This window comes from Streptomyces sp. NPDC029151, from assembly GCF_055564315.1.
The window spans coordinates 95,411-119,140 of record NZ_JBVHWQ010000001.1 but is presented as its reverse complement, the minus strand read 5'-3'; the positions used below and the strand labels follow the sequence as shown (position 1 = coordinate 119,140).

The 23,730-nt window shown below is 73.4% G+C and carries 15 protein-coding genes; 7 read left to right on the top strand and 8 right to left on the bottom strand.

The window, feature by feature from the left end; translation table 11 throughout:
• Positions 1-72 precede the first annotated feature (72 nt).
• The 4 genes from ACZ4VF_RS00540 to ACZ4VF_RS00525 all read right to left on the bottom strand — a co-directional run bounded on the left by ACZ4VF_RS00540 (position 73) and on the right by ACZ4VF_RS00525 (position 5,833).
• Positions 73-1,062: an SMP-30/gluconolactonase/LRE family protein gene (locus ACZ4VF_RS00540; RefSeq protein WP_467922250.1), complete on the bottom strand. Its 990-nt coding sequence runs from the start codon at positions 1,060-1,062 to the stop codon at positions 73-75.
• A 163-nt stretch (positions 1,063-1,225) separates the two neighbouring features.
• Entirely contained in the window at positions 1,226-1,684 is a 459-nt protein-coding gene (locus ACZ4VF_RS00535) for a hypothetical protein (protein WP_467922248.1), read from the bottom strand.
• Positions 1,685-1,845: 161 nt separating this feature from the next.
• The gene (locus tag ACZ4VF_RS00530) at positions 1,846-3,060 is read right to left on the bottom strand and encodes a chitinase (RefSeq protein ID WP_467922247.1); all 1,215 of its coding nucleotides are present in this window, start codon (positions 3,058-3,060) and stop codon (positions 1,846-1,848) included.
• 121 nt (positions 3,061-3,181) lie between these two features.
• Positions 3,182-5,833: a glycoside hydrolase family 31 protein gene (locus tag ACZ4VF_RS00525; RefSeq protein ID WP_467922246.1), complete on the bottom strand. Its 2,652-nt coding sequence runs from the start codon at positions 5,831-5,833 to the stop codon at positions 3,182-3,184.
• A 752-nt stretch (positions 5,834-6,585) separates the two neighbouring features.
• Here ACZ4VF_RS00525 and ACZ4VF_RS00520 point away from each other — a divergent pair.
• Positions 6,586-9,321, top strand: coding sequence for a hypothetical protein (locus ACZ4VF_RS00520; RefSeq protein ID WP_467922245.1), 2,736 nt, complete (start codon positions 6,586-6,588; stop codon positions 9,319-9,321).
• Positions 9,322-9,400: 79 nt separating this feature from the next.
• Here the strand turns inward: ACZ4VF_RS00520 and ACZ4VF_RS00515 are convergent, their stop codons facing one another.
• Positions 9,401-10,408, bottom strand: coding sequence for a Ppx/GppA family phosphatase (locus tag ACZ4VF_RS00515; RefSeq protein WP_467922243.1), 1,008 nt, complete (start codon positions 10,406-10,408; stop codon positions 9,401-9,403).
• A 79-nt stretch (positions 10,409-10,487) separates the two neighbouring features.
• Entirely contained in the window at positions 10,488-10,811 is a 324-nt protein-coding gene (locus tag ACZ4VF_RS00510; protein ID WP_467922242.1) for a ribosomal protein L7/L12, read from the bottom strand.
• 181 nt (positions 10,812-10,992) lie between these two features.
• Between ACZ4VF_RS00510 and ACZ4VF_RS00505 the strand changes: the two genes are divergently transcribed.
• The 3 genes from ACZ4VF_RS00505 (at position 10,993) to ACZ4VF_RS00495 (ending at position 16,774) form a co-directional block, all read left to right on the top strand.
• Positions 10,993-12,150 carry an FAD-dependent oxidoreductase gene (locus tag ACZ4VF_RS00505; protein ID WP_467922241.1) on the top strand — a complete coding sequence of 386 codons (1,158 nt, stop codon included), beginning with the start codon at positions 10,993-10,995 and terminating at the stop codon, positions 12,148-12,150.
• Between the two features lie 156 nt (positions 12,151-12,306).
• Positions 12,307-14,094, top strand: a complete 1,788-nt coding sequence (locus ACZ4VF_RS00500) for an RICIN domain-containing protein (RefSeq protein WP_467922240.1) — start codon at positions 12,307-12,309, stop codon at positions 14,092-14,094.
• 139 nt (positions 14,095-14,233) lie between these two features.
• Complete coding sequence (locus ACZ4VF_RS00495; protein ID WP_467922239.1) at positions 14,234-16,774, top strand: discoidin domain-containing protein; 2,541 nt, start codon at positions 14,234-14,236, stop codon at positions 16,772-16,774.
• Positions 16,775-16,782: 8 nt separating this feature from the next.
• Here ACZ4VF_RS00495 and ACZ4VF_RS00490 read toward each other — a convergent pair whose 3' ends face one another.
• Positions 16,783-17,733: a helix-turn-helix transcriptional regulator gene (locus tag ACZ4VF_RS00490; protein WP_467922237.1), complete on the bottom strand. Its 951-nt coding sequence runs from the start codon at positions 17,731-17,733 to the stop codon at positions 16,783-16,785.
• A 132-nt stretch (positions 17,734-17,865) separates the two neighbouring features.
• Between ACZ4VF_RS00490 and ACZ4VF_RS00485 the strand changes: the two genes are divergently transcribed.
• Positions 17,866-18,213: an ANTAR domain-containing protein gene (locus ACZ4VF_RS00485; RefSeq protein ID WP_467922236.1), complete on the top strand. Its 348-nt coding sequence runs from the start codon at positions 17,866-17,868 to the stop codon at positions 18,211-18,213.
• A gap of 22 nt (positions 18,214-18,235) precedes the next feature.
• On the opposite strand, the gene ACZ4VF_RS00480 is transcribed toward ACZ4VF_RS00485, so the two are convergent.
• Positions 18,236-19,402: an amidohydrolase gene (locus ACZ4VF_RS00480; RefSeq protein WP_467922235.1), complete on the bottom strand. Its 1,167-nt coding sequence runs from the start codon at positions 19,400-19,402 to the stop codon at positions 18,236-18,238.
• Positions 19,403-19,543: 141 nt separating this feature from the next.
• Here ACZ4VF_RS00480 and ACZ4VF_RS00475 point away from each other — a divergent pair, with 141 nt between their 5' ends.
• Together ACZ4VF_RS00475 and ACZ4VF_RS00470 are read left to right on the top strand one after the other, a co-directional pair.
• Positions 19,544-21,007 (top strand): aminotransferase class I/II-fold pyridoxal phosphate-dependent enzyme, encoded by a 1,464-nt coding sequence (locus ACZ4VF_RS00475; protein ID WP_467922233.1) that lies wholly within the window; start codon positions 19,544-19,546, stop codon positions 21,005-21,007.
• A gap of 393 nt (positions 21,008-21,400) precedes the next feature.
• Positions 21,401-23,680, top strand: coding sequence for a catalase (locus ACZ4VF_RS00470; protein WP_467922231.1), 2,280 nt, complete (start codon positions 21,401-21,403; stop codon positions 23,678-23,680).
• Positions 23,681-23,730: the final 50 nt, after the last annotated feature.

Sequence of the window (23,730 nt, the reverse complement as noted above, 5' to 3'; positions counted from 1 at the left end):
TGCCCGTCAGCGCCCACCAGACACACACGCGCGCCGCCGGCCGGACCGGCCGGCGGCGACCTGGTGCGGCGTCTACCCCCGGCCGATGAGGTGGCGCAGGCGGGCGAGGAGGAGGTTGGGGTCCCGCCGGGTGGTGAAGGCGGCGCTCGGTACGTACACGGTCCGGCCGCGGACGGCCACGGCGGTCGGGTTGGACAGGCCGTCCTCCGCGGTGAGCACGGGGTGGACGGTGCCGTCCGGGTGGATCAGGACGACCTGGTTGCCGGAGTTGAGCGCGGCCAGCACGCTCCGGCCGTGCCCGGGGAAGGCGAAGTCGTCGATGTCGGTGAGCGCGTCGGCGCGGGTCTCCACGGGGCCGGCGGTGCCGTCCGGGCCGACGGGGATGCGCAGCAGCGTGCCCCGGTCGCTGTTGGACACCCAGACCGCGTCCCGGCGGACCTTGATGCCGTTGGCGCCGAAGCCGTGGGCGGGTGGCGCCGGGAGCGGAGCGAGCGCCGGACCCGCTGCCCACTTCGTGGCCGTGCCGCCCGCCTGCGGGACGCGCCAGACGGTGCCGCGCACCGAGTCGGCCGCGTAGAGGACGCCCTGGCGCTCGTCGAGGGCCAGCCCGTTGGGCAGCCCGTCGGCCGGCAGCGCGGCGATCTTCTCCGGTGCGCCGCCGTCGGGGGAGAGGCGCCAGATGCCGGTCTTGCGGGTGCCGGTGGCGTAGTTGACGTACAGCGTGCCGTCGTGGGCGCGGGCGATGCCGGTGACGATCGCACGGTGCACGAGCGGGGTCGCCGGGTGGGCCACGGCGGGCAGGGTCGCCCGGATCCGGGTCAGGCCCTCGGGGGTGACGTGGGCGACCTGCCGGGCGTGGGCGAAGGTCAGGTCGGCGGAGCCGTCGGGGGCGAGCGCGATGTTCTCGGGCGTGCCTCCGGCGGCCAGGTCGAAGTGGGTGAGGACGCGCGAGTCCGTGACCAGCCGCTCACTGCCGGGGGCGGGAGGGGCTGGCGTGGCGGCGACGACGCCGAGCGCGAGCACGGCCGTGGCGGCGCCGGTCAGACGGGGGAGTCGGGGCATGTGACCTCTTTTCGGTCGGCGCGCGGGGCGCCGGCGTGCGGGTCACACCAACATGACGGGGGAGGGGGCGCCGGGGGCGGGAGCCGGGCCGGGGGATCGCCCGCGCGGACCACCGGCGCCCGCCCCATGGGGGCGCCGCCGGGTGACGCCCGGGCCCCTGCCGTCAGTCCCAGAGGGGATACGTCATGACCTGCTTGAAGCCCTCCGGCCGGCCCTGCTGGTAGGTGAGGCTCATCCGGTCGAAGCGCTGGGTACCCGGGTGCTTCTTCCAGGGCTTGGCGTCGTCGAGCCGGACGGTCACCGGGTAGGCGCGGAAGGTGCCGGCCGCGCAGTAGGGCGTGCAGTCGTTGACCATGTTCACGCCCTCGGCGGTCGCCCCGTCCGGGCCCCACTGCGACCAGTGGAGCCCGGTGAGCCGGCTGTTGCCGTCGCCGCAGGCCAGGATGAAGTCGGCGGGGCGGACGGTGCGGTGCCACAGGCAGTCCACCAGGACGGGCTGCGAGGCGTCCGCCCGGGGAGGCGGGGTGGGGGCCGGCGGACTGGCCGTGGCCGTGGTCATGGCCGCTGTCAGCAGGGCTCCCGCCGCGAGGGTGGCTGCCGTTCCCACCAGTGATCCGCGCATGGCCGCTCCCACCCGTCGTGCTGTGTCCGACCGCGTGCACCCGACGCTACGACCGTCCCGCCGTTTGCACCAGTCGCGCAGGTGGGAACGTGTGTGCGCGGTGGGGGAGGGGGCAGCGCACGGCACGGCCCGGAATCGGACACGTCACCGGCAGCGCGGGCTCAGCAGGCGCCCTCGTCCTGCCAGGGGCCCCACTGAGAGGCTCCGGGCGCCTCGTTCTGGGTCCACCACTTGGCCTTCCAGTTGTGCTTGTCGTACGAGACCTCGTTGCCGGCCGTGTACGCCGCCGTGGAACTCCAGGCCGGCTTGCAGGAGGCGGGCGTCGGGGTCGGCGTGGGGGTGGGCGTGGGCGGGGTGGTCGGCGAGGTGACGCCGGCGAACTTCACGGAGTACTTGGCGAAGTCCCACGCGTTCTGGGCCACGCTGGAGCAGGTGCCGGAGGTACGGCCGCCGTTGTCGGCCGGAGTGCACTGCCGGTCGCGGTTGAGCGACCAGAACGTGAACCGGTCCATGTGGTGGCTCGTGGCGTAGTCGAGCACGGTCTGGAAGTCGGCCTGGGTGAAGTACTCGCCGGTGTCGCTGCGGCCGTTCATGCCCGAGAAGCCCTCGTGGGCGTAGGCGGTCGCCTGGTCCCAGCCGAAGGTGGACTGCAGGATCGTGTTGAAGTTGGTGAGCGCGGCGGTCTGGCTCGCCGCGCCGTTGAAGCCGCCGTCGAAGGGCATGATGGAGAAGTTGTTCGGGGTGAAGCCCTGTGCCTTGGCCTCCAGCAGCATCTGCTTGCCGAACCAGCCGGTGCCGTCCGCGGTGCCGGCCGTGGTCACGGACACGTACAGCCCCGGGTTGTTCCGCTGGAGTATCTTGGCGGCGCCGATCTCGTTCCTGATCGCCGCGCTGTTCTCGTACTCCGGCTCCTCCAGGTCGAAGTCGATGGCGTGCAGCCCGTACCTGGTGACGACCTGCTGGTAGGCCGCCGCCGTGGACGCCGGGTCCGCGCAGGCCTGGCCGAGCTTGGTGCCGCCGTAGCCGCCGATGGAGACGGAGACGTCGCCGCCCTTGGCGCGGACGGTGTTGATCACCGACTGGACGGCGGTGTCCGAGGCGACCGGTGCCGTGCCGCCCCAGGTCGGGGTGCAGCCGCCGCCGTTGGGGGCGAGGACGAACGCCAGCTGGAACGCCTTCAGTCCGGTGGCGTCCATGATGGCGGCCGGGTCCGGCGGGTCGTTGTCCAGTGGCATCAGATAGGGAGCGGCGGCGTACCAGCGGTTGTCCAGCGCGGTGGTCGCGCCCGAGGCGCTGCTCGCGACCAGTGCGGTGGTGCCGGCGGCGGCGAGGGTGGCGGCCGCCGCCGCGCCCAGACATGCCCGAAGACGTCTCATGCGTGCCTCCAGAGGGTGGGGATCCCCCGAGCGGGGAGCCCCACCCTCCGGGAGCTGTTGCGGTCACGTCAACGCTTTGGACTAGACCAACGCCTGCTTTGGACTAGACCATACGATCTCTTTACCTGTGTTTACCCTGGTCGACCAGGCGCAGGGTGAACCCGTGGTCGAGCGGCAGGCTCGGCGTGTCGACGGTGGTGACCCGGGTGGCGGCGTCGTAGGACCAGGCGCCGGCCGGCAGCGGGCGCCCGTCGAGCAGGACCCGCCCGGGCGCCGTGGCGCCGTGCACGGTGAACCGGTACGCCCGGGCGTCCGCCTTGCCCGCGTAAGTGCCCCGGCTCGCGCCGACCGTCACCGTCGTCCCCGGGGCGCCGCCGCGCACCGACACCCGCTGGGTGGCCGCCGCGCCCTTGGCGAAGTCGCGGGTCACACCGTCGTCCTCGTACAGCGTGTAGCGGCTGGTGCGGTGCGCCGCCGGGTACAGGTCCCAGTCCAGCTCGTGCCGGTCGCGGGTCTGCCAACTCGTCGTGCCCTTGGGCCACATCGGCACGATCGCGCCCTCGCGCACGAACAGCGGCAGGGTGTCCAGCGGGGCGTGGTAGCCGTTCAGCGTGGTCGGGCCCTCGTAGGTGCGCCCGGTCCAGTAGTCGGTCCAGGTGCCCTTCGGCAGATAGATGCCGTCCCGGGTGTCGGAGTCCTCGTAGACCGGGGCGACCAGGAAGTCCGGGCCGGACAGGAACTCGTACGTCGCCTGCGCGCCCAGGGTTGCCGGGTCGTCCGGGTACTCCAGCCACAGCGGACGTACCGCACCCACGCCCGTCCTCGCCGCCTGCGCGGACAGGGTGTACATGTACGGCAGCAACCGTTCCTTCAGCTGGAGGTACTTGCGGTTGACGGACGTGTACGGCTCCCCGTCCCGCCACGGCTGCTGGTCGGCGGGCTTGCCGGTGGTGAGGTCGCTGGCCCAGCCGTCCATCGTCATGACGGCCGGCAGGAACGCCTTCCACTGAAGGTCGCGGGCGTACATCTCGGCGTCGTGGCGGTAGATGCTGCCCACGTCACCGGTGTTGTAGGCGATACCGGACATCGTCGCCCCGGCGTACGTCGGGATCTGCCAGCGGATGTAGTCCCAGGACAGCTTCTGGTCGCCGCTCCACAGCACCCCGCAGCGCTGGGCGCCCGCCCAGGACACCGGCAGCCACACGAAGCCGCGCGCGTCGCTGTTGTCCTCGATCCCCTTCTTCGCCGCGTCGCAGGCGTCCAGCGCGAACCGGTAGCCGTTGCCGACCCAGGCCACGTCCAGCTTGGCCACCCGCTGCCCCGCCTTCACCTGGTCGGCGAGCTTGTCGATGCCGTCCTGGGTCCACAGGCCGAGCTGGGCGTGGTGGTCCTGGAGCCCCTTGGCGGTCTGCTCCAGGTTCTCGTACCCGCAGCCGTACCCGTCGTTGACCAGCATCCAGCCGAGCGGCATCCCGTGCTCGGTGTAGCCGTCGGCGATCTTCAGCGCGTCCAGGGTGTGCCGCTCGCCCCGGTTGGCGTTGTGCAGATAGCAGTCGGAGTCGCCCGGTTCGAGGCCGTACACCGGGGGCATGAAGGGCTTGCCCACCAACGCCGTGTACTCGCCGATCACTTGCTTGGCGTCACCGAGGAAGTAGTAGGCGTCCAGACGCCGTTCCTGCTGCCCGGTCGTCACCGGGGAGCCGAAGGTGTACACGCCGGGCGCGAACGTGTTGCGGAAGACGCCGTAGCCCGCGCTGGAGAGGAAGAACGGCTGCGAGTTGTTGTAGCCGCCCTCGTTCCAGTCGAAGCTGTTCGCGACGTACACCGTCCGGCCCCGGTGCGAGAAACCGCCGTTCTGCTCGCCGCCGCCGAAGAACTGCTCGTCCGCGCCCCGCACGAGGCTCTGCCGCATCCCGCCGGTGGACCAGCGCAGCGGCTTGTCCTCCTGCCAGATCCGGGTGCGGTTGTCCGGCTGGTACAGCCCGAACCGCAGCGGCTTCTTGTAGACGCGCAGCACGGCCTGGGGGGACCGGATGCCGTAGTAGTCGCCCGCGTCGAACGACGAGGTGTGCCGCTGGAGCGCGGGCTGCCGGCGCACGATGGCGGAGCCGGCCGGATCGCTCAGCGAGCCGGACGGGTCGGCCTGGAGCCGCAGTCCGCCCCCCTCCAGGAAGTCGGCGCGGGCGGTGAGCCGCCCGGCGCCGACGGTGTAGCTGCCGTGGCCGCCCGAGAAGGACGTGAGGTCTCCGGCGTCCGTGGTCGCGGGCAGGTAGGCGGTGCCCGAGAAGGAGTTGTCGTGCACGTCGTACGGCACCACGAGCACGTGGTAGGTGCCCGAGGCCCGCGGGATCACCGTGGCCTCGGGGTCGGCGGTGCCCGCGCTGGACGCCACCTGCTTGCCGTGGTCGTCGTAGACGTACAGGTCGAAGTCGTCCGAGGGGCGCTCCCATCGGATCGACAGCGGGACGCCCCCCTCCGGGTTGTCGTCCCAGTAGCCGTCCGGCACCGAGACCGTCAGGTCGAAGCGGGCGCAGACCGTGCCGTCGGGGTCGGTGGCGGCGCCGGGGCACTTCTCGGGGCCGCCGCCGGTGCCCTTGGCGTAGACCGGGCTCTGCCAGCCGACGCTGCTGTGGGCCGGGTCCAGGACGGTGCCGGCCGCCGGCGCGGCGGCCTGGGCGGGGGCCGGGGCGGCGAGCGCGGTCCCGGCCAGGACGCTCGCCAGCCCCAGCGGTATCCAGGCCGGCCACGGCACACGGTGTCGGAGTCTTCGCACGGCGGAACAGCTCCCCTCGCACCTTTGCGGACTGACTGTTCTTACGGCGCGTTGCTCGGAAACGCTTGAAACGAGCGCCAATCGAGCAACTTCACGCACGAAGCCTCACGGGCGGCGCAGGTTCATGTCAATACCGCGGGCGGCGGGAGGGGGGACGGAAAGGCGGTGCCGCGGTCGACGCGGACCGCCCGGCCGTCGCCCCGGGGCGGCGAGGGGCCCACGCCCTCAGCGGCTCCGCCACCACAGCAGCCCGCCCGCGACGAGAGCCGAGCCCGCCGCGCCGGCGCTCCCGCGCACGACCGCGAACAACGCGGCCCGCCCCAGCCGGCGGACGGTGTGCCGACGTCGCCGCCGCCGCGCCTCGTCCATCGGGAACCCCGCCCGCCTGTCGACCGAAGACCCTGTCCGTCCGTCCCCCGCGAGTCCCTTCCGTCCGTCCCCCGCGAGTCCCTTCCGTGCGTTCCCGCCAAGCCCCTTTCGCGCGCCCTTCGCACGCCCCTTCCGCTCGCCCAGCGGAGACCCCGTCCGCTCACCCGTCGCAGACCCCTGCCGCTTCCTCTTCCTCACCGCAGACCCCTTCCGGTCGTTCCGGCTCCACCCGAGCCGTCGGCCCGCAGTCTGCTGCCGTGCCGCCCGCCCGGCCCGGAGCGGCGGGAACACCGGGCGAACTCGTCCTAGGCTTGCTGCTCGGCGAGTTGCCCGCCCTGCCCGCGGCGGGCGGAACCGGACGGCGGGCAGGAGGGGGGACGTCGGTGACAGCGCGGTCTCAGCAGGCCCAGGCGCTCTACGAGCAGTTGCGCGCCCTGGAGCAACGCGCCAAGGACGCACTGCGCCGGGCCGACCGCCCGTACTCGCGCAGGGAGGTTGGCCGGGAGCTCGGCAGATCCCCGTACGGCAGAACGGTCAAGAGCCAGCGGATCAGCGACTGGGTGCCGCTGGACCGGGCCAAGGAGCCCAAGGTGCCCAGTGACACGTGCGGTGACGACGTCCTGGCGCTGGTCCGGCTGTGGAGTTCCTGGGCGGGCGAGGAACCGGACGAACGCTGGTGGCGGGATCTGCTGGACGCGGCACAGCCGGTGCGCAGGCCCCGCGCGGCGCCGTCCGCTCCCGGACGGCCGGTGCGCGAGTTCACCGATCCGTTCGCCCTGCAGGTGCACCGGGCCATCGACGGCGGTGCCGGTCCGCAACTACCGCCCTATGCCCGGCGCGCGCACGACCGGTGGCTGTCCGACGTGGTGGACGGCGTGCTCCGGCGCGGCGACGGGCGGTGGACCAGCGACCTCGCCGTACTCGTCGGGGACTCCTCCACCGGCAAGACGAGGGCGTGCTGGGAAGCGCTCGCCCTGCTCCCCGCGGACTGGCGGCTGCTGCACCCCCTCGTACCGGATCGCGCCGAGGCCTTGATCGCCGCGCTGGAGGACATCGCTCCGCGTACCGTCCTGTGGCTGGACGAGGTGGACCTCTTCCTCGGCGGGGACCGGGGTGAGCAGGCGGCCGCCCTGCTGCGCGAGGTGCTCGACGACCCGCGCCGGGCCCCGCTGCTGGTCCTCGGCACGATCTGGCCCGAGGAGTGGGGCGAGCTGGTCAGGCCGCGGAGGGCCGGCGAACGCGGCGATCCGCACGCACACGCCCGTCGCCTGCTGACCGGCAGGCACCAGCGGGTCCCGGACGCCTTCGGGGACGCCGACCTGCCCGAGCTGAGGCGACTCGCTCTCCGGGACCCCCGAATCCGGGAGGCGCTGGAGCAGGGAGAGCAGGGGCGGATCACCCAGTACCTCGCCGGCGGCCGCGCCCTCCTCGACCGCTACGAGACCGCCACGACGCTGCAGCGGGCGCTGATCGAGTCGGCCATGGATGTCCGCCGGCTCGGACACCAGGTGGCCCTGCCACGGCTGCTGTTGGAGGCGGCTCTCCCGCACTACCTCACCGGGCACCGGTACGACATGGTGGCGGACGACGACCTCGAAGCCGCCTTCACCGAGCTGGGCAAGAAGTCGCGCGGCACGTCCGGGCCGCTCACCCCGGTCACCGTCCGCCGGCCCGGCCGGCCCCTCGTCGTCATGGACGCGGTCCGGCTCGCCGACTACCTGGACCAGCACGGCCGCAGGGACCGACACGGCGAGGCCCCGCCGGCCGGGCTGTGGGAGACCCTGGCGGACCACGCGGCGCCCGGCTCCCTGAGGACGCTGGCCGAGACGGCCAGGGAACGGGGACACCTGCGGATCGCCCTGCGTCTCCTGATGGCCGCGGCCGAGGCGAAGACGCCGGGAGCCGTACGGGCGGTCTGCCAGTTCCTGGAGGAGGAGGAGCGGCACGACGAGGCCCTGCTGTGGTGCCTGCCCCTCGCCGAGGCCGGGGACCCGGACGCCATGGTCCAGGCGGCCGGCATCATGGAACAGACCCGTCGGCGGGACGAAGCCGTGCTCTGGCACACGCTCGCGGCCGAGACGGGGCGCCGGGGAAGCTGGCTGTACGCGGGCATGCTGCTGCGCGACGCCGGGCGGCACGGGGACGCGGAGGTGTGCTTCCGCCGTGCGCTCGACGCCGGTGTCCGCGGCGCGCGGGGCGCCCTGGCCTCTCTGCTGGAGCACCTGGGCCGTACGGACGAGGCGCTCGTCCACCACCGGCAGGAGGCCGAGGCCGACGGCGGATCCGCCGTGATGCACACCGCCGACCTGATGCGCCGGCGCGGTGACAGCGGCACCACCGTCCTGATCTGGCTGCTGGAGCGGGCCGGCGAAGAACTCGCGAGGGAATGGGCCGGGCTTCCGTGGGCGGGGACCACGCTGTTGCACCACTTGGCCGAGGACCCCGGGCTCCGGCGCCGTCTGCGGGAACTGTCCGCGACCGGTGAGGACGCCGAGGTCCGGCGCGCGCTGACCCTCATGGCGGAGCTGGGGGAGCGGTTCGCCGAGGCCGTCCGGCGGATCACGGCCCCGGGCACCGCCGAGGCGGTGCGGCGGACCGGCGACCCGGCCGAAGCGCTCGCCCGGTACGAGGAGGAGGCGGCCGGCGGCCGGCGGGGCGCGGCAGCGCACGCCGCCGCGCTGTGCGAGCGGCTGGGGCGGCTCGCTCAGGCCGCCGACTGGTACCGGCGGGCGGCCGATGAGGGCGACCTGGACGCCCTCGGGCACACCGCGCGCCTGATGACGCCGGCCGAGGGACCGGACGCGGCATTCGCCTGGCTCATGGGGTGTGCCGACCGTCAGGCCGCGGAGGGGTACGAGGAGGCCCGGGCCGCCGTGGCCCGGCTGCTGCATGCCGCGGGGCGCACGCGGGAGGCTCTCGACTGGCTCCACCGCGCCTCGCGAGCCGGTGACCCGTACGCCTGGCACCAGTACGCGGACCTGCTGGAGTCGGCAGGCCGTACCGGGGAGGCGGAGCGGCTGCGCCGGTACGGCTGGGAGCCCGACGGCACCATCTCGCCGCCGTGGAGCGCGGCCCCGCCCGGCCCACCGGCCCTGGAACGGCCGGCCGTACGGCCCTGAAGCGGCCGGCGGTCCCGCCGCGGGGGCGCCGGCGGCCGGCGCCGCCCACGGGGCCTCCCGGATCGTGGGCGGGGAGCGGTCACGCGGGCGGGCCGGCGATGCGCAGGGCGGCTGCCGGCGCCGGTGCGGAGGCGGCGGTCCCGCCGGTGGCGTCCGTCCACCAGTCGGAGCCGTCCTCGACGTACCGCAACAGCACCCCCTCGCGGATCGCCCAGGGGCAGACGACGGCCCGCGGCAGGCCCATCAGCTTCAGCGCGGTGTGCCCGACGACCGCTCCGGCCAGGCTCTGGGCGGCGCGCGGGGCGGAGATGCCGGGCAGCAGGGCGCGTTCGGCGGCGGGCAGCGCGGCGAGGGAGCGCACCGCCTCGCGCAGGTCCCGGCAGGCCAGCTCCCGCTCCACGAAGGGGCCGAACCGCCCCGGCGCGGCCCCGCACAGCCGGGCCAGCTGCTGGAACGTACGGGAGGTGACGGCGGCGGTGCGCGGCCGCTCCCAGCGGATCCGGGCGGCCACGTCCCGCAGCTCGTGGCGGATACGGCGGCGCAGCACCTTCAGCTCGGCCGCCCCCGGCGGGTCCTGGACGCTCAGGCACTCCTGGGTCAGCCGGTTCGCGCCGAGCGGCAGCGACGCGGCGAAGTCGGGCAGCCGGCCCCGGCCGAAGGCCACTTCCAGTGAGCCGCCGCCGATGTCGAGCAGGGCGAGGGGGCCCGCCTTCCAGCCGAGCCAGCGGCGGGCCGCCAGGAAGGTCAGCTCCGCCTCGGTCTCCCCGGGCAGGGTGCACATGCGGATCCCGGTGCCGGACGCCACCCGCTGGAGCACCTCGTGACGGTTCGGGGCGTTGCGGACCACCGCGGTCGCGAAGGCCAGCGGGCCCGCCGCGTGCCAGCGCCGGGCCGTGGCGCCCGCCGCGGCCACCGCCTTCACCAGGTCCTCCACCGCCCCGTCGGCGATGGTGCCGTCGGGACCGACCTGTTCGGACAGGCGCAGCTTCCACTTGACCGTGTGCACCGGCAGCGGAACGCCGCCCTCCACATCTGCGATCACCAACCGGACCGTGTTCGACCCCGCATCCACCACGCTCACCCGCATGGTTCGGGAGTACCCACTTCACCGGCGACGACCCGTGACACGGGGGGCGTGCCGATGCACACCACCCCTGCCCCGCGCCTCAGTTGCCGCTCGCGCGGCAGTCCGAGGCGGACCAGCGGCGCGAGGCGCACGGGCCGGGAGCCGGTGGCCGTCCGTCCGGTGGCAGCGTGCGGGCGCACCACCCGCAGACCACTTCCGCCCCCGCTCCCGCCGCACGCAGCCGGGTCGCGGCCTGGGCGGCCGCCTCGAACCAGGTACCCTCGACCACCGGTACCGGAACGGTCGCCATCAGCCGCGCGCTCCGCCAGGCGCTCAGGCCGGTGACGGCACGCAGGGCCTGTACGACGTCCCGCCGGCGGTCCCCCGCACCGGTGAGCAGCACACTGAAAGCCGGCTCCTCCACCCGACGGCTCCTCCCTCTCGCCCGCGTCCTCGCCGGCCCGTCCGAAACCCCTCGACGGGCCGTCACTTCGCCGGCCCTGTCCGAATCCCGCCCCCAAAGCGCCCCCGCGGCGCCGATGCTGCCCTTAGATGGCCTCGACCACTGTCGGCGGGCGGAGCGGCGGGTGACCGGAGCGCATGCGATGAGGGTACTGGTGATCGGCGGTGGCATCGCGGGCACCGCGACCGCCCTGGGCCTGCACAAGGCCGGTGTCGACGTCACCGTGTTCGAGGCACACCCGGACACGGCCGAGGACATCGGCGCCTTCCTCACCCTGGCGAGCAACGGCATGCGCGCACTGGCCGAACTGGACGCCACGGCCGCCGTCACGGCCGTCGGTTTTCCGCTGACTTCCCTGCGCCTGCTCGACAGTGGCGGCGGCGAGGTCACGCACGTACCCCTCGGCGAGGCCGACGACCCCGCGCTGCGCTACCGCTGTCTGCGCCGCGGCGAGCTGAACGCGGCCCTCCAGGGCGAGGCGGTCCGGCGCGGCATCCGGCTGCGTCACGGGGCCCGCCTGGTCGCCGTGACCGAGGGACCGGACGGGGTCACCGCCCGCTTCGCCGACGGCACCACGGCCACCGGGGACCTGCTCGTCGGCGCCGACGGACTGAAGTCGGCCGTCCGCCGGCTGCTGCTGCCGGGGACAGGGCCCGGGTACTCCGGCCAGCGGGTCTACTACGGCTCCACCTGCACCGCGGACGTGTCCGCCCCGCAGGGCGCCATCACCATGGTGCGGGGCGGTGCCACCGCGTTCGGGTACGCGGTGTCCCCGGAGGGGCGGACGTACTGGTTCGCCCGGGCCGGCGGCGGTCCGCTGCCCGCCACGGCGACCGCCGCGCCCTCCGCCGAACTGCGCGCCGAGCTGCTGCCGTTGCTGCGCGAGGACAGGACGCCCGCCGCCGGTCTGGTCGCGTCCGCCGACGGGGAGATCATGGCCGTCAACGCGACGGAGATGCCGCTCGGTGCCCCGTGGCGCACCGGACGGGTCCTGCTCGTCGGGGACGCGGCCCACGCGGCCTCCCCGGCCACCGGCCAGGGCGCCTCCATGGCCCTGGAGGACGCCGTCGTCCTGGCCAAGGCGCTGCGCGACCTGCCGGACCCCGAGCGCGCGTTCACCGCGTACGAGCGCCACCGGCGGCCGCGGGCCGAGCACAACATCACCGTCAGCGGCGGCCTCTCCCGCGGCACCCGTGCCCCCTCCCGACCGGCTTCAGGCGCCGCCCGTCCCGCGGGACCGGACGAGCCGCTGCTGCGCCAACTGGCCTGGGGCACCCCGCTGTCGCCCGAACCACGCTGACCGCCGGCCCCGTGCGCGAACCCGGTCGCACCGACCGCCCCACGCGCACGAAAGTGCAAGAGGCGGGCCACGCGAGTCCATTGCCGGGGCGAGGCAGGAGCCGGATCGTTCCGTGCGACCGGCCCCCTTCGGCGACAAGGAGCACCCGTGCGACCGTTGAGCAGAGCAGGCGGCACCGTCGCCGCCGCCGTCGCCCTGGTCCTGGGCGGCGGCACCGCGGCGCCCGCGCGGACCGCGGCCCCCGGCGCCGCCGGCTACACCGTGACCGTCGGCACCCCGGTGCCGTTCACCCACCCCACGGACACCCCCGCCACCCCCTACCTCGACAGGGACGGCACCTTCCACTACCAGCAGTCCGCCGCCCTCTACGGCGCCGGCGACCCGCGGGTCTGGGACTTCTACACCGGCAAGGACTTCGACAGCGCCGCCTTCGACCGCACACTCAGCGAGGCGGCCGACCCGGCCAACCCCGCCGACCGCAACGACGACACCACCTGGCGCTGCAACAACAGCCCCACCGGCCGCGAGGCGACGTACGCGCCGGCCGGCTCGGGGTACGCGCAGAAGAACTACTGCGACCTGTCCGGGGTGTGGATCGACCCCGACACCGGTGACTGGTACGGCCTGGTGCACAACGAGTTCACCCCGCAGCCCTTCGGCGACGGACTCCACTACGACGCCGTCGACTACGCCGTCTCCACCGACCGGGGCCGCACCTGGACCGTCAAGGACCACGTGATCACCTCGCCGTACAGCACCGAGCGCGGCGACACCACGGCCTTCCCGCACGAGACGTACTCCTACGGCGACGGCGACCAACGCCTGTTCGTGGACCCGGCCTCCGGCTACTTCTACGTGTATTACGGCTCGCGCATCGTCGACAAGAACGGCGGCTGGAAAGCCTTCCACGAGCACGTGGCCCGTGCCCCGATCGCCGCGAAGATGGCCCCCGGCTCCTGGCGCAAGTGGTACGACGGGGCCTGGTCCCAGCCCGGCACCGGGGGCCGGGAGAGCAACCTCGTCCCCGTCGACGCCGGCCACCCCACCGGCCACACCCCGGCCGACGCCGAGTACGACCCGGCGAACGCCGGCACCGCCGCCCAGCAGATCGCGGCCGGCACCATGCCCCCGACCTCGCCCCTGTTCGTCCTGAACATCGCCTACGACGCCCACCTCGGCCTGTACATCGGCACCCCGCAGGCCGTCGACCAGAGCGGCCGCGCACCGCAGTACCTGTACGCCACCGACGACCTGGCCACCCAGAAGTGGCGGCTCATCGGCGACACCGGCGGCTACACCACCGCGTCCTGGTACCGCTGGTTCCTGGACGGCGCGAACCGCACCGGCCCCACCGTCGTCGGCAGGACCTTCCGCGCCTACTGCTCCTTCGGCTGCTCCCACGACACGTCCGGCGAGTACGTCGACCTCACCGTCGACTCCGCCACGCCGGCCGCGCCGCCCGTGCGGACCGGCCGCAGGTACCGCATCGCCGGCGGCACGGGCCGCGTCCTCGCCCAGGCGCCCGGAGGCTCCGCCGTCACCTCGGTGGCACGGCCCTCCGGCTCCGCCCGCGAGTCGTGGTCCTTCACCGCCACGGGCGACGGCGCCTTCACCGTCGCCAACTCCGCGACCGGCCGGCTGCTGGGCGTCGACTCGGGCAGGACGGCCGGCCGTGCCTGGGGTGCCCGGCCCACGGTCACCGCGGCCCGGGCCGGCGGACCGGCCGTGGGGCAGCAGTGGTTCGTGATCCCCGGCTCCGCCGCCGACGGCGGCTACCGCCTGGTCAACCGCTACAGCGGCCTCGTCCTCGCCCTCTCCGCGACCGCCGGCCGGCTCGTCGAGACCACTGCGCTGCGGACCTGGACCGACACCACCGGCGGCACCGTCGGCGACGGACGCACGGCCGCCGAGCAGACCCTGTCGCTCGGCCCGCTGGGGGGCTAGTCACCGGATCGCCGGGGGCGGAAGTCGAAGGAACTGGTGTCCGAAGGCTTGTGGGCGGCTTGGTTCATCCCTTAAATCAAAACCTGAACTAAGCCATGGGTGAGCCACCGTTGTCTCCCCCCACGTCTGGAGCCGCCGAATGAGACTGAGATCCCTGGGCGCAGCGCTGGCCGCCACGGCCGCGCTGCTCGCCCTGCCCACCACGCACCCCACGGCCACCGCCGCCGAAACACCCCTGTCGCAGGGGAAGCCCACCACCGCGTCGTCCGAGGAGAACAGCGGCACCGCGGCCGCCAAGGCCGTCGACGGCGACACCGGTACCCGCTGGTCCTCGGCCGCGAGCGACGACCAGTGGGTCCGGGTCGACCTCGGGACCACCGCCACCGTCACCCGGATCGTCCTGAACTGGGAGGCCGCCTACGGCAAGGACTACAAGGTCCAGATATCCGGTGACGGCACCGGCTGGACCGACCTGAAGTCGGTCACCGGCTCCGACGGCGGCACCGACACGCTCGACGTGTCCGGCCGCGGCCGCTACGTCCGGATGCTCGGTGTGCACCGGGCCACCCAGTGGGGCTACTCCCTCTGGGAGTTCCAGGTGTTCGGCGGCACCGACGGCGGCCAGACCGGCTGCGGCACCGCCAACGCCGCCCAGGGCAGGGCCGCCACGGCCTCCTCCACCGAGAACGGCGGCACGCCCGCCTCGGCCGCCTTCGACGGCAGCACCGCGACCCGCTGGTCCAGCCAGGCCGCCGACCCCCAGTGGCTCCAGGTGGACCTCGGTTCCGTCCAGGACCTGTGCAAGGTCGACCTGACCTGGGAAGCCGCCTACGCCAAGGACTTCCAGCTCCAGGTGTCCACCGACGGACAGACCTGGAACACCCTCAAGAGCGTCACCGGGGCGACCGGCGGCACGGCGTCCTACGACGTCAGCGGCTCCGGCCGGTACGTCCGCATCCTCGGCACCGCCCGCGGCACCGGCTACGGCTACAGCCTGTGGGAGGTCGCCGTGCACACCGGCACCACCGGCGTCCCGCCCGTCCAGGGCGGCGGCGACCTCGGCCCGAACGTCATCGTCGTCGACCCCTCGACCCCGAACCTCCAGCAGAAGTTCGACGACGTCTTCGCCAAGCAGGAATCGGCCCAGTTCGGCACCGGCCGTTACCAATTCCTGCTCAAGCCCGGCACCTACAACAACATCAACGCCCAACTCGGCTTCTACACCTCGATATCCGGCCTCGGCCTGAATCCCGACGACACCCAGATCAACGGGGACGTCACCGTCGACGCGGGCTGGTTCAACGGCAACGCCACCCAGAACTTCTGGCGTTCGGCGGAGAACCTCGCCCTCAAGCCGGTCAGCGGCACCGACCGCTGGGCCGTCGCCCAGGCCGCGCCCTTCCGGCGCATCCACGTCCAGGGCGGCCTCAACCTCGCCCCCAACGGCTACGGCTGGGCCTCCGGCGGCTACATCGCGGACTCCAAGATCGACGGCACGGTCGGCCCGTACTCCCAGCAGCAGTGGTACACCCGGGACAGCTCCGTCGGCGGCTGGTCCAACGGCGTGTGGAACATGACCTTCTCCGGCGTCCAGGGCGCCCCCGCCACCAACTTCGACAGCGGGCCGTACACCACCCTGGACACCACCCCGGTCTCCCGTGAGAAGCCGTTCCTCTACCTGGACGGCTCCGCCTACAAGGTGTTCGTCCCCGCCAAGCGCACCAACGCCCGGGGCGTCTCCTGGCCCGCGAACGCCGGCACGTCCCTCCCGCTCGACCAGTTCTACGTCGTCAAGCCGGGCGCCACGGCCGCGACCATCAACCAGGCCCTGGCCCAGGGCCTCAACCTCCTGTTCACCCCCGGCGTCTACCACCTCGACCAGACCCTCGACGTCACCCGGCCGAACACCGTCGTCCTCGGTCTGGGCCTCGCCACCCTGATCCCGGACCACGGCGTCGACGCGATGCACGTCGCGGACGTCGACGGCGTGCGGCTCGCCGGATTCCTGATCGACGCGGGCCCGGTCAACTCCGCCACCCTGCTCCGCATCGGCACCCCCGGTGCCACCGCCGACCACTCGGCCAACCCCACCACCATGCAGGACGTCTTCGTCCGCATCGGCGGCGCCGGACCCGGACTCGCCACCGACTCCGTGGTGGTGAACAGCGACGACGTCATCATCGACCACACCTGGATCTGGCGCGCCGACCACGGCAGCGGTGTCGGCTGGGACACCAACCGCGCCGACTACGGCCTGCGCGTCAACGGCGACGACGTCCTCGCCACCGGCCTGTTCGTGGAGCACTTCAACAAGTACGACGTCTACTGGAGCGGAGAACGCGGCCGGACGATCTTCTTCCAGAACGAGAAGGCCTACGACGCCCCGAACGCCGCCGCCATCACCCACGACGGCATCACCGGCTACGCGGCCTACAAGGTCGCCGACTCCGTCACCGCCCACGAGGCGTGGGGTCTGGGCAGCTACTGCAACTACACCGCCGATCCCTCGATCGTGCAGGCGCACGGCTTCCAGGTGCCCGTCGCCTCCGGGATCAGGATGCACGACCTGCTGGTGATCTCCCTGGGCGGCAAGGGCCAGTACGCGCACGTCGTCAACAGCACCGGCGCACCCACCTCGGGCACCGACACGGTCCCGTCCAAGGTGACGTCCTTCCCCTAGGACACCGCTCAGCCGCCGGCCAGGGTCTCGTGCGGGGCCCGCCGGTAGGTGTCCCGGTACAGGGAGGCGAAGCGGCCCGGATGGTGGAAACCCCACCGGGCCGCGATCTCCGTGACCGTGGCCCCGGTACCGGGATCGGCCGCCACCAGGTCGTGATGGGCGTGCGCGAGCCGCACCCGGCGCAGCTGGGCGAGCGGCGTGGTGTCCAGGTGGCGGCGGAAGGCGTACTGCAGCGCGCGGGCCGTCACATGGGACGCGGCGGCGATGTCCGCGACCGTCACCGGCTGGTCCGCGTGGTCGTCGATGTAGGCGAGCGCGCGGCGCAGCACCGCGGGGTGCGCGTCGGCGCTGTCGGCGGCGGACCCGTCCAGCGCCGTGTTCGGGAACGCGGCCAGCACGCTCGCCGCCAGGTGCTGGGCCGCCGTGGCCGCGACCAGCGGCTGGTCCGCCGTCTCCGGATCGGCGAGCACCGTGTCCCGCAGATGGGCGATCGTGCGGTACAACTGCCGCGCCGACGCCGCCGAGCGCGGCCGGTGCCCGGTCAGCCGTACCGGCCCCGAGCCGTCCGCGTCCCCCGCCACCTGGGCGAGCAGCGCCGGTTCCAGCATCGTGATGGTGTACCGGGCGTTGCAGATACGGCCCGCGTACGGCAGGTCCGGCGGCGCGAACAGCACCACGTCACCCGGACCGAAGTCGTCCTCGACGCCCCGGAAGGCGTGGTCCCGCACGGTTCCCTCGTGCACGACGCACAGACAGATCCGGCCCAGCGGGGTCACCGAGTAGTCCATCTCGAAGTCCAGCGCGATCTCGTCGACACTCACCGCGTCGATGCCGGCCCGGCGGATCCGGGCGTGGTGGGAGCCGGGGCTGCCGCTGCCGATGCGCATCCGGGCGTAGGCGCGGCTGAGGAAGTCCTCCGTCTCACCGAGGTCGTGGCTGTCGAAGGTGAGCGTCTCCATGGCCCTCGGCTGCCCGCGAAAAACCCCCGTATGGGCCGCTCACCAGCCATTTTTCGTTTTCTGTACCGCGGCTTGCCCTGTTGTTCGCCTGGCGGCTGGCGGGGAGGGGCCGGGCCGCTCAGGGTGAGGGACATGATCGGACCCGACGAGCAGACGGACCATGACCAGGTGAGGGCACTCCAGGCCGAGGTGGACCAGTTGCGTCAGGCGCTGGTGTCGCACGCCCTGGTCGACCAGGCGATCGGCGTGGTCATCACCGTGGGCGGTCTGCGGCGGGAGCAGGGCTGGGAGGCCCTGAAGCACATGTCGCAGCACACCAACGTGAAACTGCGGGAGGTGGCGCGCTGCCTGGTCGAGTGGCCGGCCCGGCGCACGCTCCCGGAGGCGATCCGCCGGGCGCTGCCCGCCGCCGTGGAACACGCGCGCGCCCAGGCCCGAGCCGACGCCCGCGAGGCCGAGCCGTGCGGCCGGCCGGGGTGAGCCCGGACGCGGGCGAGCGGGGTCAGGCCGGGGCCCGGCGCAGGTCCTCCCACGCCCGGTCGCGGAGTCCCGGTTCCCGCAGGACGTCCACGGCCGTGCAGGCCAGCGCCTCCACCACCGCGAGGAGCACACCGCGGGCCCGCTCCGAGGCCGCGGCCTCCGCGAACTCCGGTGTGTGATCGGAGCCCTCGGCGCCCATGATCGCGACGAAGGGGTGGATGGCGGGCACCCGGCCGCTGACGTTGCCGATGTCGGAGGAGCCCAGGTAGACGCCCGGAGCGGGCGGGGTGAGGGTGATGCCGGCGTGGTCCAGGTGCCCGGCGAACCGCTCCGACAGCACCGTGCTGTCCCGGAAGTGCTCGTACCGCACGCTCACGCGTTCCACCGTCACCCCCGTCCCGGTCGCCAGGGCGACGCCCTCGGCGGCCGTGCGCAGTTGTACGGCCAGCTCGTCCAGGGCGGCGGTGGTGAGCGCGCGCAGCCCGAAGCGGCCCTCGGCGTACTCCGGGACGATGTTCGTCGCCGTACCGCCCCGGGTGATGATCCCCTGCACGTGGGACCCCTCCGGCAGCCGCCGGCCGAGCACCGACACCACGTTGAACAGCTCGATCAGCGCCGCGAGCGCGTCGATGCCCTCCGTCGGATTCCCGGTGGGGTGCGCGGCCCGCCCCCGGAAGGCCACCCGGTACTGCTCCTGCGCGGTCAGCGGCGCCCGCACCCAGTCGTACACCCCGGGGTGGAACATCAGGGCGGCGTCCACCCCGTCGAAGACCCCGGCCTCCACTTCCAGGGCCTTGCCGCCGCCGCCCTCCTCGGCCGGCGTCCCCACCGCCAGGACGGTGCCGGGGGCGCCGTCCCGTACGGCGTCCACGACCAGGGCCGCACCGAGGCCGGCCGCCGCGATCAGGTTGTGCCCGCAGGCGTGTCCGAGGCCGGGCAGGGCGTCGTACTCCAGCGGGAACGCCACCACCGGCCGCCCCTCGCCCGAACGGGCCGTGAACGCGGTCGGCAGGCCCGCGACCTCGCGCCGCACCTCGAAGCCGGCGCCCTCCAACTCGCCGCTCAGCAGCGCCGCCGCCCGGTGTTCGGCGAACGCGGTCTCCGGCTCCGCGTGCAGGGCCGAGGCCACGGCCCACAGCGCGTCGGCGCGCCGTGCGGCCTCCTCCCGGATCCGCTGGTACAGCGACACGAGACCTCCTCCGGTTCGGCGGGTGTGGTGCGTGCCGGCCCGGGTTCCACCGGACGGCTCCCTGACACCGGCCGGAGTGTTTGGGGCGCCCGGCCGGTGCAACACGGTGGGTGCGGCACCGACCAGTTCAGGAGGAAAGCCATGGACCATACGCGCGTACCCGTCCTGGAGGCACTGCAGGAGTTCCGGCGCCGAGGAGACGTGGCCTACGGACCGCCGGGGCACAAGCAGGGCCGCGGGGCCGATCCGCGCGTCGCCGAGATCGTCGGCATGGACGTCTTCCGGTCGGACGTGCTCTCCCTGAACGGCCTGGACGACCGGCGCCAGTCACAGGGCGTGCTGCAGCAGGCGGAGGAGCTGATGGCCGATGCGGTCGGCGCCGAGCACGCCTTCTTCTCCACGTGCGGCAGTTCCCTGTCCGTGAAGACCGCGATGTGTTCGGTCGCCGGGCCGGGCGAGAAGCTGCTGCTGTCGCGCAACGCGCACAAGGCGGTCATCTCGGCGGTCGTCATCAACGGGGTGGAGCCCGTCTGGGTCCACCCCAAGTTCGACACCGAACGGCACATCGCCCACCCGCCCGAGCCCGACGACGTCCGCGCCCGGCTGCGCGAGCACCCCGACGCCAAGGGCATGCTGCTGATCACCCCCACCGACTGGGGAACCTGCGCCGACATCCGGGGCGTGGCCGACGCCTGCCACGCCGCCGACGTACCGCTCATCGTGGACGAGGCCTGGGGCGCCCACCTGCCCTTCCACCCCGGGCTGCCGACCTGGGGCATGGACGCGGACGCCGACCTCGTCGTCACCAGCGTCCACAAGATGGGCGGCGCGATCGAACAGAGCTCGGTGTTCCACCTCCAGCACGACCGGATCTCGCCCGACGTGCTGAAACAGCGCGAGGACCTGCTCGGCACCACCAGCGCCTCCTCCCTGGTCTACGCGACCCTCGACGGGTGGCGGCGGCAGATGGTGGAACAGGGCCACGGGCTGCTGGACGCGGCCCTGCACCGCGCCGAGCGCATCCGGGCCCGGCTCCGGGAGCTGCCGGGGCTGCGGGTGATGGGCGGCGAGATCATCGAGGAGGGCCTGGCCGCCGAGTTCGACCCGCTCAAGATCGTCGTCGACGTGCGCGACCTCGGCATCAGCGGCATGCAGGCCGCCGAGTGGCTGCGCGCCAACTGCCACATCGACGTGGGTGGCTCCGACACCTGCCGCATCAGCGCCTCCATCACCCACGCCGACGACGAGGAGACCGAGAAACTGCTGCTGGAATCCGTGCGCACGCTGGTCGAGCGGGCGGAGACCATCGAGCGGCAGCCCGCCGTGCACCTGCCCGAACCCCACGTCCTCGAACTCGAACAGGCCGTCCTGCCCCGCGACGCCTTCTTCGGACCGGCCGAACAGGTGCCCGCCGATCGGGCCGTGGGCCGTGTCGCCGCCGAGATGATCTGCCCCTACCCGCCGGGCGTGCCGGTCGTCGCACCCGGCGAGGTGATCACCGCGGAGGTCCTCGACTACCTGCGCAGCGGTGTCGCCCACGGCTTCCTCATCGCGGGCGCGGCGGACCCGGCCCTGGAGACCGTGCGAGTGTCGGCACGCCCCTGACCGGCCCGCCGCTCCACGCGTCCGGCCGCGCCCGGACTGCGCCGGCCGTCACCGGCGCCTAGGGTGGCGTGTGCGGGCGGCCGGTTGCCTGCCTGCCCGGGTCAAGAAGCCGGCCCTGCGGTCGAACACGTCACCGGCAGGGGGCGCTTGGCCCTGCCGAGGATCCCCGGGTCCGGACCAGCGCGTCCGGCGGGCCTTGCCGCCCCGGCAACTCGACAGGAGACGGCCCGACTTCACCCCGACCGGAAATCACCTGTGATCCCCGGTTTCGGACGTCCCGGCCCGGGGACCTCGGTACGAGCGCCGACGTCACCACCTTTTTGCTCCAACTGAACCCGGTAGATCCCGGTGTCGGCCGTATGCCCGGCGTCACCAGCGAAGGAACAGGTACTGATGAGCGAGACCAACCCCCTGAAGCGAGCGGCGGACAAGGTGGCGGACGCCCTCCAGGGCGGACCCACGGGACCCGAGGACGGCATCCCCGGCAAGCCGGGAGCCGAGTCGCCGACGGTCGCCGAACCGACCCGGCCCCGCGAACCGCTGCCCCCCAAGCCCGACCAGACCGGCCCCGACACCGTCTCGCCCACCGGGCAGCCGACCGGCGCCGACCAGGCCCGGATGGCGCAGAGCGGCGCCTATCTGACCGACGCCCAGGGCACCCGGCTGTACGACACCGACCACTCCCTCAAGGCGGGCCCCCGCGGACCGGTGCTCCTGCAGGACCACCACCTGCGGGAGAAGGTCATGCACTTCGACCACGAGCGCATCCCCGAGCGCGTGGTCCACGCCCGCGGCGCCGGCGCGCACGGCGTGTTCCGCAGCTACGGCACCGCCGCCAACGTGACGAAGGCGGCGTTCCTCGCCGAGGACGTCGAGACACCGGTGTTCGTCCGCTTCTCCACCGTGCTCGGCTCCCGGGGCTCCGCCGACACGGTCCGTGACACGCGGGGCTTCGCGACGAAGTTCTACACCAGCGAGGGCGTCTTCGACCTGGTCGGCAACAACATCCCGGTGTTCTTCATCCAGGACGCCATCAAGTTCCCGGACGTCATCCACGCCGGAAAGCCGCACCCGGACCGGGAGATCCCGCAGGCGCAGAGCGCCCACGACACCTTCTGGGACTTCGTCACCCTGCACACCGAGGCCGCCCACCACACCCTGTGGAACATGTCCGACCGGGGCATCCCGCGCTCGTACCGCACGATGGAGGGCTTCGGCGTCCACACCTTCCGGCTGGTCAACGCCGCCGGCGAGACGACCCTGGTGAAGTTCCACTGGAAGCCCAAACTGGGCGTGCACTCGCTGGTGTGGGAGGAGGCGCAGATCATCAACGGCGTCGACCCGGACTTCCACCGCCGGGACCTCGCCGACGCCATCGAGGCGGGCGCCTACCCCCAGTGGGAGTTCGGCATCCAGACCTTCCCCGACACCCCCGACCAGACCTTCGAGGGCATCGACCTGCTGGACCCGACGAACATCGTCCCCGAGGAACTGGCCCCCGTACAGCCGATCGGGCTGCTCACCCTCGACCGCAACCCGTCGAACTTCTTCGCCGAGACCGAGCAGGTCGCCTTCCACGTCGGCCACCTCGTCCCCGGCATCGACATCACCGACGACCCGCTGCTCGCCGGCCGGCTCTTCTCCTACCTGGACACCCAGATCACCCGGCTCGGCGGCCCCAACTTCCCGCAGATCCCCATCAACCGGCCGCACACCCCCGTCAACGACATGCTGCGCGACGGCTTCCACCAGACGGCCGTGCACCGCGGCGTGGCACCCTACCGCCCCAACTCCCTCGACGGCGGCTGCCCGTTCACCGCCGGAGCCGACACGGGCGCGTTCGTCGAGACCCCGGTGCGCGTCCCCGAGGCGACCAAGGTCCGCGAGGCGCCCGAGTCGTTCAACGACCACTTCAGCCAGCCGCGCCGGTTCTGGCTCAGCATGAGCCCGGTGGAACGCGAACACATCATCCACGCCTACACCTTCGAACTCGGCAAGTGCTACGAGCAGGCCATTCGCGAACGGGCGTTGCAGGTCCTCGCCAACATCGACCCCGAACTCTGCGCGGGCGTCGCCGCCGGACTCGGCCTGCCCGCGCCCGAGCCCACGGTGCCCCTCGCCGACGTCGAACCGAGCCCCGCCCTCTCCCAGATCGGGCAGACCTGGCCCACCGACGGCCGGATCATCGGCATCGTCACCGGTCCCGACGGCGACCTCGACGGCGTACGGTCCGTACGCCAGGCCGTGCTGGACAGCGGCATGGTCCCGCTGATCGTCGCACCGGCGGGCGGCACCCTCGGCGACGGGGCCGACGCCCTCACCGTGCAGCGGACCTACACCACCGCACGCTCCGTGGAGTTCGACGCCCTCCTGGTAGCCGGCACCCCCGGCGTGGGAAGCGACGCCTACGGTGCCCGGGACGCCAAGGCCGGCCAGCCGAGCGCCCACCAGGCCACCCCGGACCCGCGGGTGGGGCTGCTGCTGGCGGAGGCGTACCGGCACGGCAAGGCCATCGGCGCCGCCAAGGGCGGGGAGAGCGCGCTGGAGGCGGTCGGCATCCCGCTCGACGCCCCCGGCGTGATCGCCGACGACTCCGCCACCGCCGTGCTGCAGCAGCTCACCCGGCTGCTCGGCGCCCACCGGGTCTGGGAACGCTTCCCGTCCGCCGCCTGACGGCACCCGCGGCACACGGCGACGCCGGCCCCCCGAGCCGCGTGGGGGCC

Bases quoted from the DNA above. Each gene is read 5' to 3' on its own strand.
- ACZ4VF_RS00540 (WP_467922250.1), bottom strand. From the start codon at position 1,062: ATGCCCCGACTCCCCCGTCTGACCGGCGCCGCCACGGCCGTGCTCGCG.
- ACZ4VF_RS00535 (WP_467922248.1), bottom strand. From the start codon at position 1,684: ATGCGCGGATCACTGGTGGGAACGGCAGCCACCCTCGCGGCGGGAGCC.
- ACZ4VF_RS00530 (WP_467922247.1), bottom strand. From the start codon at position 3,060: ATGAGACGTCTTCGGGCATGTCTGGGCGCGGCGGCGGCCGCCACCCTC.
- ACZ4VF_RS00515 (WP_467922243.1), bottom strand. From the start codon at position 10,408: ATGCGGGTGAGCGTGGTGGATGCGGGGTCGAACACGGTCCGGTTGGTG.
- ACZ4VF_RS00505 (WP_467922241.1), top strand. From the start codon at position 10,993: ATGAGGGTACTGGTGATCGGCGGTGGCATCGCGGGCACCGCGACCGCC.
- ACZ4VF_RS00495 (WP_467922239.1), top strand. From the start codon at position 14,234: ATGAGACTGAGATCCCTGGGCGCAGCGCTGGCCGCCACGGCCGCGCTG.
- ACZ4VF_RS00490 (WP_467922237.1), bottom strand. From the start codon at position 17,733: ATGGAGACGCTCACCTTCGACAGCCACGACCTCGGTGAGACGGAGGAC.
- ACZ4VF_RS00485 (WP_467922236.1), top strand. From the start codon at position 17,866: ATGATCGGACCCGACGAGCAGACGGACCATGACCAGGTGAGGGCACTC.
- ACZ4VF_RS00475 (WP_467922233.1), top strand. From the start codon at position 19,544: ATGGACCATACGCGCGTACCCGTCCTGGAGGCACTGCAGGAGTTCCGG.
- ACZ4VF_RS00470 (WP_467922231.1), top strand. From the start codon at position 21,401: ATGAGCGAGACCAACCCCCTGAAGCGAGCGGCGGACAAGGTGGCGGAC.